This window comes from Aequorivita sp. Q41 (assembly GCF_039831855.1).
Classification (GTDB): Bacteria; Bacteroidota; Bacteroidia; order Flavobacteriales; family Flavobacteriaceae; genus Aequorivita.
Window position 1 is genome coordinate 1,000,933 of record NZ_JBDPMS010000001.1, and the last position, 16,647, is coordinate 1,017,579.

12 protein-coding genes are annotated in these 16,647 nt (G+C 35.9%); 3 read left to right on the plus strand and 9 right to left on the minus strand.

Annotation, left to right across the window (positions count from 1 at the left end; genetic code table 11):
- Positions 1 to 8: 8 nt before the first annotated feature.
- Entirely contained in the window at positions 9 to 1,220 is a 1,212-nt protein-coding gene (gene hflX / locus ABJ955_RS04715) for a GTPase HflX (RefSeq protein WP_347373448.1), read from the minus strand.
- Between the two features lie 87 nt (positions 1,221 to 1,307).
- Here hflX and ABJ955_RS04720 point away from each other — a divergent pair, with 87 nt between their 5' ends.
- Together ABJ955_RS04720 and ABJ955_RS04725 are read left to right on the plus strand one after the other, a co-directional pair.
- Positions 1,308 to 2,282: an endonuclease gene (locus tag ABJ955_RS04720; RefSeq protein ID WP_347373449.1), complete on the plus strand. Its 975-nt coding sequence runs from the start codon at positions 1,308 to 1,310 to the stop codon at positions 2,280 to 2,282.
- Positions 2,283 to 2,285: 3 nt separating this feature from the next.
- On the plus strand, positions 2,286 to 3,209 hold the full coding sequence (locus ABJ955_RS04725; RefSeq protein ID WP_347373450.1) for a type IX secretion system membrane protein PorP/SprF: 924 nt from the start codon (positions 2,286 to 2,288) through the stop codon (positions 3,207 to 3,209).
- 30 nt (positions 3,210 to 3,239) lie between these two features.
- Here ABJ955_RS04725 and ABJ955_RS04730 read toward each other — a convergent pair whose 3' ends face one another.
- Positions 3,240 to 4,679, minus strand: coding sequence for a DUF5689 domain-containing protein (locus ABJ955_RS04730; RefSeq protein WP_347373451.1), 1,440 nt, complete (start codon positions 4,677 to 4,679; stop codon positions 3,240 to 3,242).
- Positions 4,680 to 4,697: 18 nt separating this feature from the next.
- Positions 4,698 to 7,532 (minus strand): carboxypeptidase-like regulatory domain-containing protein, encoded by a 2,835-nt coding sequence (locus ABJ955_RS04735; protein WP_347373452.1) that lies wholly within the window; start codon positions 7,530 to 7,532, stop codon positions 4,698 to 4,700.
- A gap of 114 nt (positions 7,533 to 7,646) precedes the next feature.
- Between ABJ955_RS04735 and ABJ955_RS04740 the strand changes: the two genes are divergently transcribed.
- On the plus strand, positions 7,647 to 8,699 hold the full coding sequence (locus ABJ955_RS04740) for an endonuclease/exonuclease/phosphatase family protein (protein WP_347373453.1): 1,053 nt from the start codon (positions 7,647 to 7,649) through the stop codon (positions 8,697 to 8,699).
- A gap of 39 nt (positions 8,700 to 8,738) precedes the next feature.
- On the opposite strand, the gene ABJ955_RS04745 is transcribed toward ABJ955_RS04740, so the two are convergent.
- The 6 genes from ABJ955_RS04745 to ABJ955_RS04770 all read right to left on the minus strand — a co-directional run bounded on the left by ABJ955_RS04745 (position 8,739) and on the right by ABJ955_RS04770 (position 16,559).
- A complete protein-coding gene (locus ABJ955_RS04745; RefSeq protein WP_347373454.1) occupies positions 8,739 to 9,179 on the minus strand; it encodes a hypothetical protein in 441 nt (146 codons plus the stop codon).
- Between the two features lie 97 nt (positions 9,180 to 9,276).
- Complete coding sequence (locus tag ABJ955_RS04750; RefSeq protein WP_347373455.1) at positions 9,277 to 11,910, minus strand: carboxypeptidase-like regulatory domain-containing protein; 2,634 nt, start codon at positions 11,908 to 11,910, stop codon at positions 9,277 to 9,279.
- Between the two features lie 184 nt (positions 11,911 to 12,094).
- Positions 12,095 to 13,318, minus strand: coding sequence for a peptidoglycan DD-metalloendopeptidase family protein (locus ABJ955_RS04755; RefSeq protein ID WP_347373456.1), 1,224 nt, complete (start codon positions 13,316 to 13,318; stop codon positions 12,095 to 12,097).
- A gap of 26 nt (positions 13,319 to 13,344) precedes the next feature.
- Positions 13,345 to 14,118 carry a DUF3108 domain-containing protein gene (locus ABJ955_RS04760; RefSeq protein ID WP_347373457.1) on the minus strand — a complete coding sequence of 258 codons (774 nt, stop codon included), beginning with the start codon at positions 14,116 to 14,118 and terminating at the stop codon, positions 13,345 to 13,347.
- A 101-nt stretch (positions 14,119 to 14,219) separates the two neighbouring features.
- The gene (gene hppD / locus ABJ955_RS04765) at positions 14,220 to 15,380 is read right to left on the minus strand and encodes a 4-hydroxyphenylpyruvate dioxygenase (RefSeq protein WP_347373458.1); all 1,161 of its coding nucleotides are present in this window, start codon (positions 15,378 to 15,380) and stop codon (positions 14,220 to 14,222) included.
- Between the two features lie 18 nt (positions 15,381 to 15,398).
- Positions 15,399 to 16,559, minus strand: a complete 1,161-nt coding sequence (locus tag ABJ955_RS04770; protein WP_347373459.1) for a homogentisate 1,2-dioxygenase — start codon at positions 16,557 to 16,559, stop codon at positions 15,399 to 15,401.
- Between the last annotated feature and the right edge of the window lie 88 nt (positions 16,560 to 16,647).

The window sequence follows — 16,647 nt, forward strand, 5'->3', positions numbered from 1 at the left end:
AAATATACTTAATCTTCCTCTGTATATTCGTCATATAGAAAGTTGTTATACGGAAAACGAGTGGTGTGGATTTCCTTTACTTTTTCATATACCACTTTTCTAAACTCATTGAAATTCTCTTTATTCAGTGCTGAAATAAAAATGGCTTCCCCATTTAATTTTGCCATCCACGTTTGTTTCCATTCTTCTAAGGTATAATGTGCAGTAGTTTTTTCTGTCATTAAATCATCCTCTTCAATTTCTTCTGGGTGATAGGCATCAATTTTATTAAAAACCATAACAGTTGGTTTATCTGCGCTTCCTATTTCTTCAAGAATTTTATCAACAGAGTCTATATGGTGCTCAAAAGAAGGATGGCTTATATCTACCACATGCAGCAATAAATCTGCTTCGCGAACCTCATCCAAGGTACTTTTAAAAGATTCTACCAGTTGCGTTGGTAGCTTTCGTATAAAACCTACGGTATCGGTAAGTAGAAAAGGAAGGTTTCCAATTACTACTTTCCGCACAGTAGTATCGAGTGTTGCAAAAAGTTTATTTTCGGCAAATACATCGCTTTTGCTAATTACATTCATCAATGTAGATTTTCCCACGTTAGTATAACCTACTAAAGCCACACGTATCAACGCGCCACGATTGCCACGTTGCACTTCCATCTGGCGGTCAATTTTTTTCAATTTATCCTTTAACAATGCAATTCTATCCCGAACAATACGTCTATCTGTTTCAATCTCTGTTTCCCCAGGACCACGCATTCCAATACCCCCACGCTGGCGTTCCAAGTGAGTCCACATACCGGCAAGGCGTGGTAAAAGATATTGATATTGTGCCAATTCTACCTGTGTGCGCGCATAGCTGGTTTGTGCCCGTTGTGCAAAAATATCCAGAATCAAATTAGTCCTGTCTATAATTTTACATTGTAATATTTTTTCAATATTTTTTTGTTGTGCTGGTGAAAGCTCATCATCAAAAATAGCGACTCCCACCTCGTGTTCTTCTACAAAATTTTTAACTTCATCCAGCTTTCCTGTACCAATAAAAGTTTTTGGATTCGGTACATCCATTTTCTGCGTGAAACGTTTTAATACTTCACCACCAGCGGTATATGCCAAAAACTCAAGCTCATCTAAATATTCTTGAGATTTTTCTTCGTCTTGATATTGTGTCACCAATCCGATAAGTACTGTTTTTTCGTAAGAAATGTCCGTCTGCTCTATCATAAAATAATTTATACTACAAATGTACAAAACACTTAGCTCGATTTTTTTGTACTTTACAAGCAATTAACATCTATTCATCCATAAAGAATGAAAAATCTTTATTCTGTTGCTTTTTATAATCTCGAAAACCTTTTTGATACCGTCAATGACTCAAAAGTTATGGATGATGATTTTACGCCTGGCACACAAATGGATTGGAGTGCTGCACGTTATTCTAAAAAACTAAATGAATTAGGGCGTATTATTTCGCAGATTGGGTATAAAGAAACCAATCATCCACCTGTAATAATTGGCGTTGCGGAAGTGGAAAACGAGACTGTACTTAAAGACTTGGTTTCTACAAAATTCTTAAAAAGTGAGGGGTATGGGTATATACATTTCGATTCGCCAGACGAGCGAGGCATTGACACAGCATTGATTTACCGAAAAAAATATTTTAAAATACTTTATAAAGAAGCCATTACTTTACTCGTTTATAATGAAGAAGGCATTCGCGATTATACACGAGATATCCTGTACGTAAAGGGTAAACTTGAAGATGAAATAATCCATATTCTTATAAATCATTGGCCCTCACGAAGAGAAGGAACGGAAATAACAACCCCCAAACGAATGGCAGCAGCACTTAAAAACAGAGAAATTATTTCAAAAATTAAAGCTGAAAATCCGTTGGAAAAAATAATAGTGATGGGCGATTTTAATGACAATCCAACTAATGAAAGCTTAAAAACTTTAGCTGACACAGATTTTTACAATCCGATGGAAATGTTACTTACCAAATATTCAGGAAGTTTAAACTATCAGAGCACTTGGAATCTTTTTGACCAGATTATTATATCAAATAGTTTTTTGCAGCAGTATAAAAATTCTTTTCAGTTTGAAAAAGCACGTATTTTTAACCCTAAAGAACTCAAGGAACACGAAGGTAAATTTAAAGGAAACCCTTTTAGAACTTACGCTGGACCCCATTATTTGGGTGGAGTGAGTGATCATTTTCCAGTTTTTGCTGTTTTTTCAGTTAAAAAAAATAATACATTAAATTCCGAAAAATCCTTAGCCTAAGTTATGACCAAAAAGTTATACATATTCACCTTTCTTTTAGTGATAATTGTATTGCCTTTCCAAAAAATACAAGCGCAACAAGACCCACAGTACACACAATATATGTACAATATGAATGTGGTAAACCCTGCTTATACAGGGTCTAAAGAAAGTCTTTCGCTTACGGCACTTTATAGAAACCAATGGTCTGGTTTGGAAGGAAACCCCGTTACTTTTACTTTTTCTGCTCATTCTCCAGTTAGTGAAAAAGTGGGTTTAGGGCTTTCTATTATAAAAGATAAATTAGGTCCTGTACATGAGACTAATGCGTATGCAGATTTTTCATACACTATTAAGGTGGCAAAATATATACAGCTTGCATTTGGGTTTAAAGCTGGTGCTACTTTTCATGATGTTGGCTTGGCTACTTTAGAAGTACAGGATGCTAACGATCCATTTTTTTCGCAAGATATAAACAATACATATCCAAATATTGGAGCTGGCGCTTTTCTGTATGGGGATAAATTTTATGTGGGAGTATCAGTTCCGAATTTGCTGAAATCAGTTCATTTGGATGAAAACGGCATTAAATACGGTTCCGAAACCAATCATTATTTTATAACATCGGGTTATGTTTTTCAGCTTTCAGAAGTTTTTAAATTAAAGCCTTCCGTAATGGTGAAATCTGCTTTTAATGCACCCGTTTCTTTCGATGCAAACATTAATGCATTGTTTTATAACAAATTTGAACTTGGTGCATCTTATAGATTAGACGATTCTTTTAGCGGTTTGGTTGGGTTCCAGATAACGCCAAACATTCGTGTGGGCTATGCTTACGATCATATAATTTCAGATTTAAAAGCTGTAGGTCCTGCGTCTCACGAGGTAATTATTAGTTTTGATGTTTTCTTTACTAGAACTGCAATCATTACCCCAAGGTTTTTTTAATACGTAAGAAGTTTCAAAATAGCAACTCCATTAGTCTGAATTAATCTCGATTTCATCTAATTCATAAGTTCCATCAAAAGCTTCTTTTCCACTTCCTAAATACCTAAAGGCAATGTATCCGTTTCCTTTTAAACATGCTAAGGAAACGTTTCCTGAAGGATACCAACTACCAAAAGAATCATCATCTTGTGTTATGTATGCCGCAGAAAGAATACTCCAAGTGGCGGAAGTGATAGTGTCAGGGGTTCCATCCCAATTATTCGAGAAATATAGTTCCAATATACTTCCGTCAGCAAAACTATTTGAGGTTTTAAAATTAAGTGTTTCGCCTTGTTGCGCATCAAAATTAATTTGTGGAGTTATTAGCCACGCAATATTGCTATCGTCGCCAGAACTAAAGGCTTGCATTTTTGCAGAAATACCAAGAGAGGGATTGCTGCCAGTGGCAGTATAAGCCTCCCAAAGTTCAGAACCCGCTTCAATATAATTGGTCCAACCATTTCCAGCTATAGGTTTTCCATTGGTTTGTGTTTCGAAGAATTCTTTAAATAATACTGTATTTCCTGTGGTTGCAAGCTCACCACAGTCAATTTCTGCTGGATCACAACGTGCTTCACTGTCAAAATGTATTGAAGAAGGGTCGTTAATATTTAAATTAAATTTTTCTCCAAAGAAATCATAAACTAAAATAGCATCCATAGAACCGCTACCCGTGGGAAGAAGTACCGCTTTAAAATCAGCGTAAGTACTTGTACTAAAAACTATAGCGTATTTTGAAACACAGCTTTCCAGCACACGCTCTCCATCAAATTTATCTAAGGGCTCTGCAGCATAGGTTTTACGGTTTTCTCCCAAAGCATCATAGCGATTAAACTGCACGTCTGTTAGCTGAATAAGTAGATTAGTTTTGCTGTCTGAAAATTCTAAAATAGACATTGGTAAAGGTTCAATCTCTTCCACTGTCACATCTCGAATTACAAAATCGAACATCTGCGATTCCGCTATTTTATCAATATTATTTCCTCTTCTAATTCCTAAGGTAAGCACACCGCTATTTATACCTACGGTTAATTCATCGAGCTTTATATATACTTTTCTTCCGAATTCAAAAGTGGTGAAAAGTGGATTTGCATCAATCAAAATTTTTACACCTGAATTGGGGTTTGAAGTGCTATTTTGAATAATAAGCTCTTCAAAAAAGTTACCTCCTTCATCACTCGAAATTACATAGCCGGTAATATATTTAGTTGTTTCTTGAAAAGATAAAACGGCATCAGGGTTTCCAGTAGACGCTTGTTCTTGTTCTAGCAAATCGCGTAAGGATGAAATTTCAATTAGATCATTTTGGTCAATGTTTGGCGCAATAAGTTCCGTATTTGGCACTTCATAATCATCACTCTTTACGCAAGAAATAATCAGTAGTAAAATAAAAAATAATGTGCCAATTTTATTGAATTTTTCTGTTTTCATCGCTTAAGTATTTTGCTGTTAAAATCTTACATAAACATTTACATAATATGTGGTTCCGTATCCAAAAAAGTAGCGGTTACCAAAAATGGGGGAATTTCTATTTTGATCTTCTTGCACTTTTTTATAATCCGCCAAACGCGAATCTTCAAAACCTCCCGTTTTGTATTCTTGATTAAGCACATTGCTTACAGTTGCAAAAAAACCAACGTAATATTTTTTAATTCTCCACGATTTTCCACCTACTGCATTAATAAGTATATACGCTCCAAATTCTTCTTGCTTTAAAAGTGCTTTAGCTATTTCAGGATCATAATTAGCATCTGTTTGACCGTCACCACCGAAGGTAAATGCGTCTGATCTTCTTAAAGCACTTACATCTATATAAGCATTTGAAAAATAATTTGCCGTTATACCAACCCACCAAAAAGTAGGATCTCGATATTCAAAACCTAATTGATAAGCTCTTTCTGGCCCTGCTGCTAGGTGATAATTTTTTAGCTTCGTGGTTTTATCGCCAAATGTTAGCAAATCAAAATCGTCGCTTGTTAAATATTGATTTGGATTGTTTGTATACACATTTTGGCCAAAAGAAAGCGCGGTTTTTAGCTTAAGCGTTGGCGTTACCTGAGCTTCAACACCCAATTCTACACCCATTTTTTGGGTGTTAATCCCAGTAATTACTTCCTGCACAAAAGCATATCCATCTTTATACCCTTGTGCAGATTCGGTGAAAAAGAAATTGATGTCGGTTTGGTTGTTTATCGTGTTGTAATATCCTGTTAACCTAGCCTTGAGGATGGGTGAGCGAAAAACGTAACTTAAATCAACGTTTTGAATTTTTTCAGATTGAAGATCAACAACAGTTGCATTGCGCTGTCGTGAATTACTAAAAGTATTGCGAAGCGTAGGCGCTTTGGTGAAATACCCAAGGTTTAAATCGACCAAGTGTCTCCCTGTAATTTTGTACAAAAAACCTGCTTTGCCACCATAATCAGTGAAGTTTAGTTTTTCACTTTCACCAAAAGAAAGCGCTCCAGGAAAGTTCCCGTTTTCGAATAGACCATTGCGCTGATAACTCGTTTGCGAAGCAGTTGCAGCCACATAAAAATCCATTCGAGTATACTTAAATTGTCCTTGTACAAAGCCTGAAATTACATTGGCTTTCAGTTCAAAATTATATTTATAACGCTCGCCTACACCAACAATACGGTTTCTGTTTTGTAAATCGCTTTGAGCCACATCGCCAACTATTGTATTGTTTGCTCCTTCAGCAAAATAATCGATATCTAAATAGCCTGTTCCTCCCAAAAGATCATTTAATGCTGCATAATTTTCACTTTTAAGGTTGCGGTAATTTAAGCTTCCATTTATAGTAACAAACTCATTAATGTGGCTATTTAGAATTGTGTTTGCCATTAATTGGGTATCGTCTTGTCTATCTTCCTGAAGGGCATAAATAGCATTTCCCCCGTTATTTTTTGCAATTTTATTGGCGTTATAAAGTATATTCCAATCTAACTGACCATCATTTATAAACTTCTTTTCAGCTAAATATGCAAGTTCATAATCATATGAAGTGAGATTTTCAAACCGAAGAAAATAACTGGGCATGCGTTGGTAATAATTAGGATACGGATTTCGCGCACCACCAATATATGTTTCTTGTCCATTCACTTCAACCAATCGAGTCCCGCCATAATCGATTCGTGTAGTTCCCATTTTTCCAAATTGATAGCCCATATTTGTATTCAAAGAAGTGGAAGGGTTTATATTCCAAAAATGGTTAAGCATAAGTGTTGGTGCTTCCACTGCTTTTGTTTTTGAATTGCGTACTTCGCCATTTTGATACCCCCAATTTGGATTGTAGGCTAATCCTTTTAGGTTTTCAACCTCATCGGTTAATGCTCCAGATTTCCCTCTAGCATTTGGTGTAAAAAAAGCGGTAAAATTGATGCTATTGGATTCGTTTAACTTTTTTTCTACGGAAGTAAAAAATGAATTTGCCTCATATACAGTCCCTTCTTGAAACCCGCCATCGCCATAACGTCGCGAGAGTAAAACGGAATAAGACCATCCATTTTTGCCTTGCCCACTATGATAGGAACCCATCACTCTTCCGCGATAACTTCTGTTGGAAGTTGCGTAGGAAACCCTTCCGCCTTTGCGGTACAAGGATGCCCGCATACTAATATTTGTGGTTCCCGCAACATCCCCAAAAGTAACATCGTTGGCGTGCAAGCCTCTAGAAAAAACTTGATTGCGTTGCACATCATTTAATCCGCCCCAGGCTGCCCATTGTGGGCGACCATCATACTGTTTGTTCATTTCTAAACCATTAATTAGCAATTTTCCATTAGCATTATCAAAACCCCGAGGATTAAAATAAGTCGCGCTAAAATCATAGGCCGCAGCATTAAGAAAAACATCATTAGAAGCTTGCAACACTCCCGAAAGGCTATAAGATGTTCCTTCATCATTATCCAATTCAGCATCAGAAAGACTTATAACTCCTATTTGCTGCTCCATTTCGCGCAAATCTATTTCCATCAAAATAGGGTCTAGATTTATTGGTGTATCATTACTAATTAGTATGGGAATATTTAAAGTGATATTTCCTAATTTTGAAATAATAAGTATTTGTGGCCCTTGTGGAAGATTTTTTTGAAAGAAAGAAAATTCACCTAAAGTATTTGTAACAGTGTAAAAAGTGCTGGTTTTAATACTTATTTCAGCATTGCTAACGGGTTGAGAAGAATTGGTTTCAAGCACCCTCCCCTTTAAAATAGCATCTTGAGAAAATGAAGTAATTCCTCCAAATAGAAGCACAAAACAGATAAAAATGAGACGTTTCATTTTTGGATGTGTTACTAACTGGGAAGAACTATTTAATAGAATACATAAATTTAACTAAATAAATACCATATTCATATAAAAAACGCTAACTTTTTATAAATTTTCGTTTTTGTTATGAGCTATTATAAATACCCTCTTCTGGCAAGCTTATTTTGTTTTACATTTTTATTCTCCCAAACAGAAAAAGAATATAAAATAAACACCATCGCTTTTTACAATCTCGAAAATCTTTTTGACTTTGAAGATGCTCCCTTCATTTTTGATGAAGACCGTACGCCAGATGGCAAAGACCACTGGACTCAAGAAATTTATGAGGCTAAATTAGCAAACATGGCTAAGGTAATTTCTGAAATTGGAGTAGACGTTACAGGAACTTTACCCGCTATAATTGGTGTAAGTGAGATTGAAAATCGGCGTGTGCTTGAAGACCTTTTAAACCAAGAACCTTTAGTAAAAATGGATTATGGGATTGTACATTTCGATAGCCCCGACCGTCGTGGAATAGATGTGGCACTCCTTTATCAGAAAAAATTATTTACACCTACCAACTATAAAGCGTATGAACTTTTAATTTATGACGATCAAGATAGAAGCAAACGTGTATATACCCGCGATCAACTTTTAGTTAGCGGTATGCTAGATGGCGAAAAAATTAGCATTATCGTAAATCACTGGCCATCACGTAGTGGTGGAGAGCAACGAAGTCGGCTCAAGCGTATTCATGCCGCGAAGCTAAACATACAGATTATAGATTCATTATTTAGTGAAAACCCATATGCCAAAATAATTACCATGGGAGATTTTAACGATGACCCTACAAGCCCAAGTATAAAAAAGGTGTTAAAAACCAAAAGTGCAAGGGAAAAAATGAGCCTAAAAGAACTTTACAACCCAATGGAAAAAATGCATAAAAAAGGAATGGGAACTCTTGCCTATCGGGATGCTTGGAATCTTTTCGACCAAATAATAATTTCAACAGAATTGGCGAAAAAAGATTTTACATCTTATAGGTTTTATAAAGCAGGAATCTTTAATAAAAACTATTTACAAACACCAAATGGACAATATAAAGGGTATCCTTTTAGAAGTTTTGTAAATGGATACACCGGTGGGTATAGCGACCATTTTCCTGTTTATATCTATTTAATAAAAGAAAAAGGGCTCTAAAATAGAACCCTTTTTCTTTTATTTATAACTAGTGTTTTTTTAAAACCATTGGCTCCATGGTATTCTACTCAGCATTAATACCAATGCAATAGTGTAGAATATTGCCAAGGTTTTAAATTTTCCATGGGAAAGTAGTTTCTTTTTGTGTTTTGAATATCCTATCGTTATAAAAACAACTGTTAAAATCATTACCATTGGATGCTCTACTGCGTAGAGTCTAGCAGTAGCATCTTTCATTACGACTCCCATTCCATTGGTTGTAATGTTCTGTACTCCTAAAGGTGAAACAAAATAAAGTACCAATCCTATAAGCAATTGAATATGAGTAACAATAAGGGCAAAGAGGGAAATTCTGAAGTCTTTGGCACCGTATTCTTTTTTCGAAAATAATCCTGCCAATGCATTTATTGTTGCCAGCACTACGATAAGAAGCACTAAATAAGCCCAATAAGAATGAATAAATTGAATAGTTGTGTACATATGTTTATGATTTTTTGAAGTGTTCCAAAGATAAGATTTATTAATAAAAAAAATGCCCCAAAAGATTGGGGCATTTTAAAATTAAACGAATCGTTTATTAGAAATCGTAACGAATACTTGCGTTCCAAGTTCTTCCATTACCATAGTAATACCCGTAAGAATCTTTTTGACCTAAGTATGTTTCGTTAGTAACGTTATAGCAATTTCCTCTGATAGTAAAATCATTACCACCAAAATCAAATTTGTAAGTGATTCCTGCATCTAACAAGCTATAAGGCGACAAACGCTCTGCTTGATAAACTTCGTTAACCAAAGAGGCATCTACCACATCTTCAGCATCTACGAAACCATATAAATCTGTATAGATATTGTAATCTGCATCTACACTAAGACCACCAAAAATGGTGTATTTGAAAGCAAAACCGAATGAAGTTTGAGGTGCATTACCTACTTTAGTACCGCTTAAGTTAACAGTACCGTCTTCTAACAAGGCATTTGTTTCATTATCTCTCGTTTGGAAAGGTGTTTCTCCATCATACTTCCAGTTCCCGATGCTTCCGAATGCTCTAAACATTAAGTCGCTTGAGAAACGGTATTTACCTTCAAATTCAAATCCTTTGTGAACCTGTGTTATGTCAGTAAATCTTTGGTAACGATCTGTTTGTTCAATAATAGTACCAGCTGATGGGTCTCCTTCAATAAACCCTCCTTGAAGGAATCTATTACCCCAAGATGTGTAATACCCATTCAAGTCTAAACTGAATTTTCCAGCGCGAATTCTATAACCAACTTCAACCCCTAAAACTTCTTCGTTTTCTACTTCATTATCTCCTTCAAGAATGTAGTTAGAGTTTCTAATATCATCAAAAATATTATCTAAGAAAGGCTGTCTTGAATAGTATCCTGCGTTTGCAAAAACAGTGCTCGTTTCAGCAAATGAATATCCCATTCCACCTTTAACATTATATCCTAATTTGCTTATTTTTTCAGATTTTCCTAGCCCATTTACGCCTTCTATTTCACTTCCTTCAGCGCGACCTTCTCTTTGGTAGCTCTGTGTAGAAACTGCTCCTTGAATAAATGCAGAGAAATTATCTGTTTTGTATTCTGCTTGTCCAAAACCACCAATGTAGTTGATAGTTTCTGAGTAGTCATAATTGAAACGCTGTGCTTCATCTGCAGAGTTAAATAACGCTGACCATGGATCTGCTTCAAAAGTTTCGCTAATTACATAATCGCTATCTCTTTGATCTCCGTAACCAAAGTTATCAGCATATCCTTGAAGACCTAGAAGGTTGTTCATTTGGTACCAGTGGCTTCCTTTGTAGAAACGTGTATCTGCACCTACGTTTACAGTAAAATTATCGCTTATTTCACTTTCAAGATTTGTAAGAAATCCGAACCAGTTATGGTTGTTTACAGACATTCTTCTTGCAAGTGATCCAGCGCCATAGCTACCAATTCCATTGTCAGCTCCAGCGATGTTGTTTTCTTCAATAGCGTTAAAATCTATTTCACCGTTTTCATCTTCAATAATATTTCTAGAGCTTCCTGCAGGTCCTGTTCCACCACCACGGCCGAAAGATGCATAGGCTACAGAAGATAGGTTTGTTTTTTCACTCAATACCCAATCCCAGTTAAGGTTTACAATCGGTTTGTGGTAGTAGTTTCTTCTAGTCGTGAATCTCTCACCATTATAAAAACCTGAATTGTTGTTATAGCGTGTTCCATACTGATCGTAATCATCTAAAGATTTAGAGAAGTTTTGATCGTGCCATTGTGGTGCTCCTGTTAATAAGAAGTTGAAAGAGTGCTTATCGTTAGGTACATATCCTATGCCAATAAAATAGTTCTGTCCTTGTCCAGCAGTACCGTCAGAATATTTTCTGTGTGCTTGCCAGTGGTCAAGTAAAAATGAGTACGCCCATTTTCCCTTAAGACCAGAGTCATAGCTAATTGTTCCTTTAAGGTAGCTATCATTCCCAGTCATAAAACGAGCAAAACCACCTTCTTTTCTTCCTGCAGCACGAGAAACAATGTTTACCGTTCCACCTACTGAAGAAATAGCCAGTTTAGAAGAACCTAAACCACGTTGTACCTGAATAGCGTTTGCTACATCAGACATACCAGACCAGTTAGACCAGTACATTCTACCGTCTTCCATACCATTAATTGGTTGTCCGTTTAATAAGAATGCAGTGTTTGTTTGGTCAAAACCACGTAAAAACATTTGTGAGTCACCAAAACCACCTGCTTGGTTAGAAACATAGACACTAGGAGTACTTTTTACAGCCTCTGGAAATTCTACGTTACCCACTGCCTTCGCTTGAATTTCTGCAGATGTAATTGTTGAAACAGCAATTGGGGTTTGGCGGTCTTTTGCCAAATCTATAATTCCCTTTCCTACAATTACTACTTCTTCAAGAGCATCAGAGTCTACAGTAATTTTAACACTACCAAGATTTGCTGCTCCGTTTACTATTTGAAAAGGAACGTTCTCAATAGTATACCCAATGTAAGAAATAGTAAGCGTTCCTTTTTTAGCAGAAGTTTCAAGGGTGAAATTTCCGTCAAAATCGGTAATGGCGCCATTTGATGTGCCAGTCTCAACAACATTGGCACCAGCCAAAGGGTCGTTGGATTCAGAATCAATCACAGTACCAGTAACGGTTGACTGTGAAAAAGCGGCAAAACCGCCCATTAAAAAAATAAGAAGTAATAATTTTCTCATAGATTTGAGTTTTAGTTTAAAATTTCGGCAAAAATACAATCTTAAATAGGTTCTAACCAACAAATATGATTAAGAAATCTTTAAGAAATACCGGCTGAAATAAAGGTAGAATTTAATAGCTAAAGCTTTGAAGACTCGATAATTAATTACCAACAGGGTTATTAACATGTTAAATTAATAACAATTAAAAGGAAATACAATCCAATTCTTCCTTCAAAGGAAGCAGATTTTCGAAGTATTGTTTATGAAATTCTTTAGGAAGTGGTTTTGAGAAAGGGACGTCTTCTTTAAATGGATCTACTTCTTTTCCATTTTTCCAAAAACGATAACATACATGCGGCCCCCCCGTATTTCCCGTCATCCCAATCCAGCCTATAACATCGCCTTGATTTACATAGTCACCAACTTTCACATTTCGCGCCTTCATATGAAGGTATTGGGTTTCATACGTGCCATTATGCCTTATTTTAACGTAGTTTCCATTGCCGCCTCTTCTTTCAGATTTGGTAACAACCCCATCGGCTGTGGCCAAAATTGGGGTTCCAATAGGCGCAGCAAAGTCTGTTCCTCGGTGCGGACGAAGCTTAAAGCCATAATATTTTATTCTTCTATTTAAGTTATAACGGGAAGATATACGGCTAAATTTAACCGGGGCTTTTAAAAATGCTCGTTTTAAATTATTTGCAAGTTCATCATAATACCCTGATACATTTTCAATGGAATCTGAATTAAATTTAAAAGCGTATAATGGCTTTCCGTGATGCTCAAAATAAGCAGCTTTTATTTCCTGAAGCCCCGCAGGAATCGTATCATCTATAAACTTCTCGGTGTAAATCACTTTAAAGCGATCTCCTGGCTGCAATTTAAAAAAGTTGATAGTCCATGCATAAATATTTGCCAGTTGGTCTGTCATATAAGGGCTTAAATTCTGCTCTTCCATCGTTGCTGAAAGTGAGCTACTTATAACGCCAGCTGCCTCACGAATTTCGTAACGCACAGGTTTTTGATTGTTAAAAATAGTGAGCGTATCTCGAAAATCGACTACAGCGTAATCAATTCGGTTGGTTTCGTATATAAATACTTGCGTTTTGTTTAAGGAATCTTTTGAATTGAGCAGGACATAAGGTTTTCCAATCACAATTTTTCGCACATCAAAACTGTCACGAAATTTAGTAGCTACTTCCATAATTTTATCTTGTGACACCCCATTAGCAAAGAGAATATCACCAAAGGTATCGCCTGAACGTATGGTATCGCGTACCACATTAAAATCGTTAAGATTGTATCCGTATTGTTGAATTACTATTTCTTCAACAACCTCATTTTCTTTGATTGAATTGTCTTCTTTATTATTACAGGAAGCTGTAAGCAGGATAAGCGTTAGTGTGGCTAAAATTAATTTCTTCAATTGGGGCGATTTTCGGTATTATCTATTTAATCTGCTAGTATTTTAAAAGAATGCTGTAAGCCTTTAAACTCGGTTAAAGTAGCTTTTAAAGAGCCTACAGCCAAATCTGCTTTTATAAGTAATGGAATTTTATTCTTATCGTCACTTATCCAAACAGTTAGACTTTCCTTTTCTTTAAAGACTCTACCTGATTGAACGTAGGGTCTAAATATTAAAGTTTTAACACGGCCAAAATTAGTGTCTAAAGTTTCTTTTCCAAGGAATTTTAGCCTGAATTTATAATTTTCTTTATCAAAAAACATATTCATTTCGAAAACATCACCTTCCTTAATGTTTTCGGTATCTAATTTATTTCGAAGGTAGTAAAAAGCAGAAATCATATCCTGTGTCTCTGCAGGGAATGCAAACGTAGTGATTTCGTTATTTTTTTTGTCGTTTACAGTTGCTTTGTTTGTGGTGTGGTTAAAATCAATCTGAATATCTTTAGTATAACCGCCTTCATCTATTTTTCTAATAAAACGGTACGGGACATTGTGGTCTTTATCAATATAGGACTGATAGTCATCATTAACTTTAAAAAACCATTTTGAGACACCAACAGTTTCGCCATAGCCACGCACGTGAAAAACACTTTTCCCATTTATTGAAGTGCTTTTAACTCCAAGGGTAGCGTATCCAGCTGTTACAAAACCATAATGTACCCGAAATTTGAAAAATTCTCCATTGCCATACGCCCTTTCTTGGGCTGAAAGAAAAATAATATTTCCTGTGAGGAATAAAAGCGTGAGCAACTTTTTCATAAGGTATACTTAAGGGGTTACATTTTTTTAAAAACAACTTCCGTTCCAAAAAAAAAATTAACCCCTATTATATAGACGATGCAGTTTATATAAAGTTACATTTATAAAGTCCCTCTTTGCTCTTGCTCTCTTTCAATAGATTCAAAAAGTGCTTTGAAATTTCCTGCTCCAAATCCTTTAGCTCCCATACGCTGTATAATTTCGAAGAAAAGTGTTGGTCTGTCTTCTAAAGGTTTTGTGAAAATTTGAAGTAAATATCCTTCCTCATCTGCGTCAATCATAATGGAAAGATTTTTAAGTTCGTTAATATCTTCTTTCATCATTTCCATATGACTTCCTAATCGTCTCGGAATATCATCGTAATACGCTTGTGGTGGTGGTGGTAAAAATTCTATCCCACGTGCCTTCAATTGGCTTACTGTTTTTATAATATCGTCTGTTGCTACGGCTAAATGTTGTACACCCGAATCTTCATAAAAATCAAGATATTCTTCAATTTGCGATCTCTTTATTCCTTTAGCTGGTTCGTTTATAGGAAATTTAATACGCCCATTGCCGTTGCTCATCACTTTACTCATCAAAGCAGAGTATTCTGTATGAATTTGTTTGTCGTCAAAGGAAAGAAAATTCACAAAGCCCATAACTTCCTCGTACCATTTTACCCACTTGTCCATTTGCCCCCAGCCTACATTTCCAACCATGTGGTCTATGTACTTTAATCCTGTTGGCTCTGGATTATAATCACTTTTCCATTCACGGAAGCCTGGTAAAAATGTTCCATTATAATTTTTACGCTCTACAAACATATGCACGGTTTCTCCATAGGTATAGATTCCGCTTCGTACTACTTCGCCCTGTTCGTCTTTTTCAACGGTTGGCTCCATATAAGGTTTTGCGCCACGTTTTGTAGTTTCGTTAAACGCACTTGTAGCATCATCTACCCAAAGCGCGATTACTTTTACACCATCACCATGTTTAACTATATGGTCGTTTATTGGCGATTTACTATTTAATGGCGTAGTAAGCACAAGTCTGATTTTGTCTTGTTTTAACACATAGCTTACAGAATCTCTTGAGCCGGTTTCTAAACCTTTGTAAGCATACGATTGAAAACCGAACGCAGTTTTATAAAAATGCGCCGACTGTTTTGCATTTCCTACGTAAAATTCTACATAATCAGTACCTAATAACGGTAGAAAATCCGCTGCGCCTTCAAAAATTTTTTCCAGCCCATAATCGACTGATTTTACTTCTTTACTCATACTATTATATTCTAAATTTTAATGATCTAACCAACTTTGATAATACGTTCCATCTGCTAATTTCATTCCATCTTCGGTTACTTGTAATGGTTTAAAAGTATCTACCATTACAGCAAGCTCGTCTGTTTTAGTTTTTCCAATGCTTCTTTCCGTAGCACCAGGGTGTGGCCCGTGTGGAATACCTGCTGGATGTAATGATATATGGCCAGCTGCAATATCGTTTCTACTCATAAAATCGCCATCTACGTAATATAACACCTCATCGCTATCAATATTGCTATGATTGTAGGGAGCAGGAATACTATCTGGATGATAATCATAAAGTCGTGGTACAAAACTACAAACTACAAATGCATCTGTTTCAAAAGTTTGATGCACTGGTGGCGGCTGATGAATTCTTCCAGTAATAGGTTCAAAATCGTGGATTGAAAAGGCATACGGAAAATTATATCCATCATAGCCAACCACATCAAAGGGATGCGTAGCGTATATCATTTCAAAAATATCGTCTCCTTTTTTTACTTTTATAAGAAATTCGCCTTTTTCATCATAGGTTTCTAGCTCTTGTGGTTTGCGTATATCGCGTTCACAATAAGGGGAATGTTCTAACAACTGTCCGAACCAGTTTCTATATCTTTTGGGAGTATAAATGGGTCTTCGCGATTCAACAATAAAAAGACGATTATCTTCCGTGTCAAAATCCATTTTATAAATAATACCGCGGGGAACCAATAAATAATCTCCGTATTTAAAATCTAAATTTCCTAAAAAAGTACGGAGTTTCCCACTGCCTTTATGAATGAAAATTAATTCGTCAGCATCGGTGTTTTTATAAAAATAATCTCGTTGAGATTCCTGAGGCGCAGCTAAAATTATACTACAATCGCTATTGGTAAGCACCGTTTTCCGGCTTTCTAAATAATCTTTTTCAGGTTTTACCTCAAAACCCTTTAAACGAAGTGATTGCATATTATTGCTTTTTGCAATTTTTGGCGCAACACTGTATTGTTTTTTTATTTCTTTTACTTGTGTGGGTCTATTTTCGTGATAACTATTACTGTACATACCATCAAAACCAATGGTTCCAAAAAGTTGCTCAGCATATAAACTTCCATCTGGTTTGCGGAATTGCGTATGGCGTTTGGGTGGTATTTTGCCCAATTTATGATAGAAAGGCATAAATTATTTTAGATTTTAGATCAACGATTTTAGACTATTCCTGCCCAACATATAGCGCGGACAGTCATTACCACACAAATATCGGAAA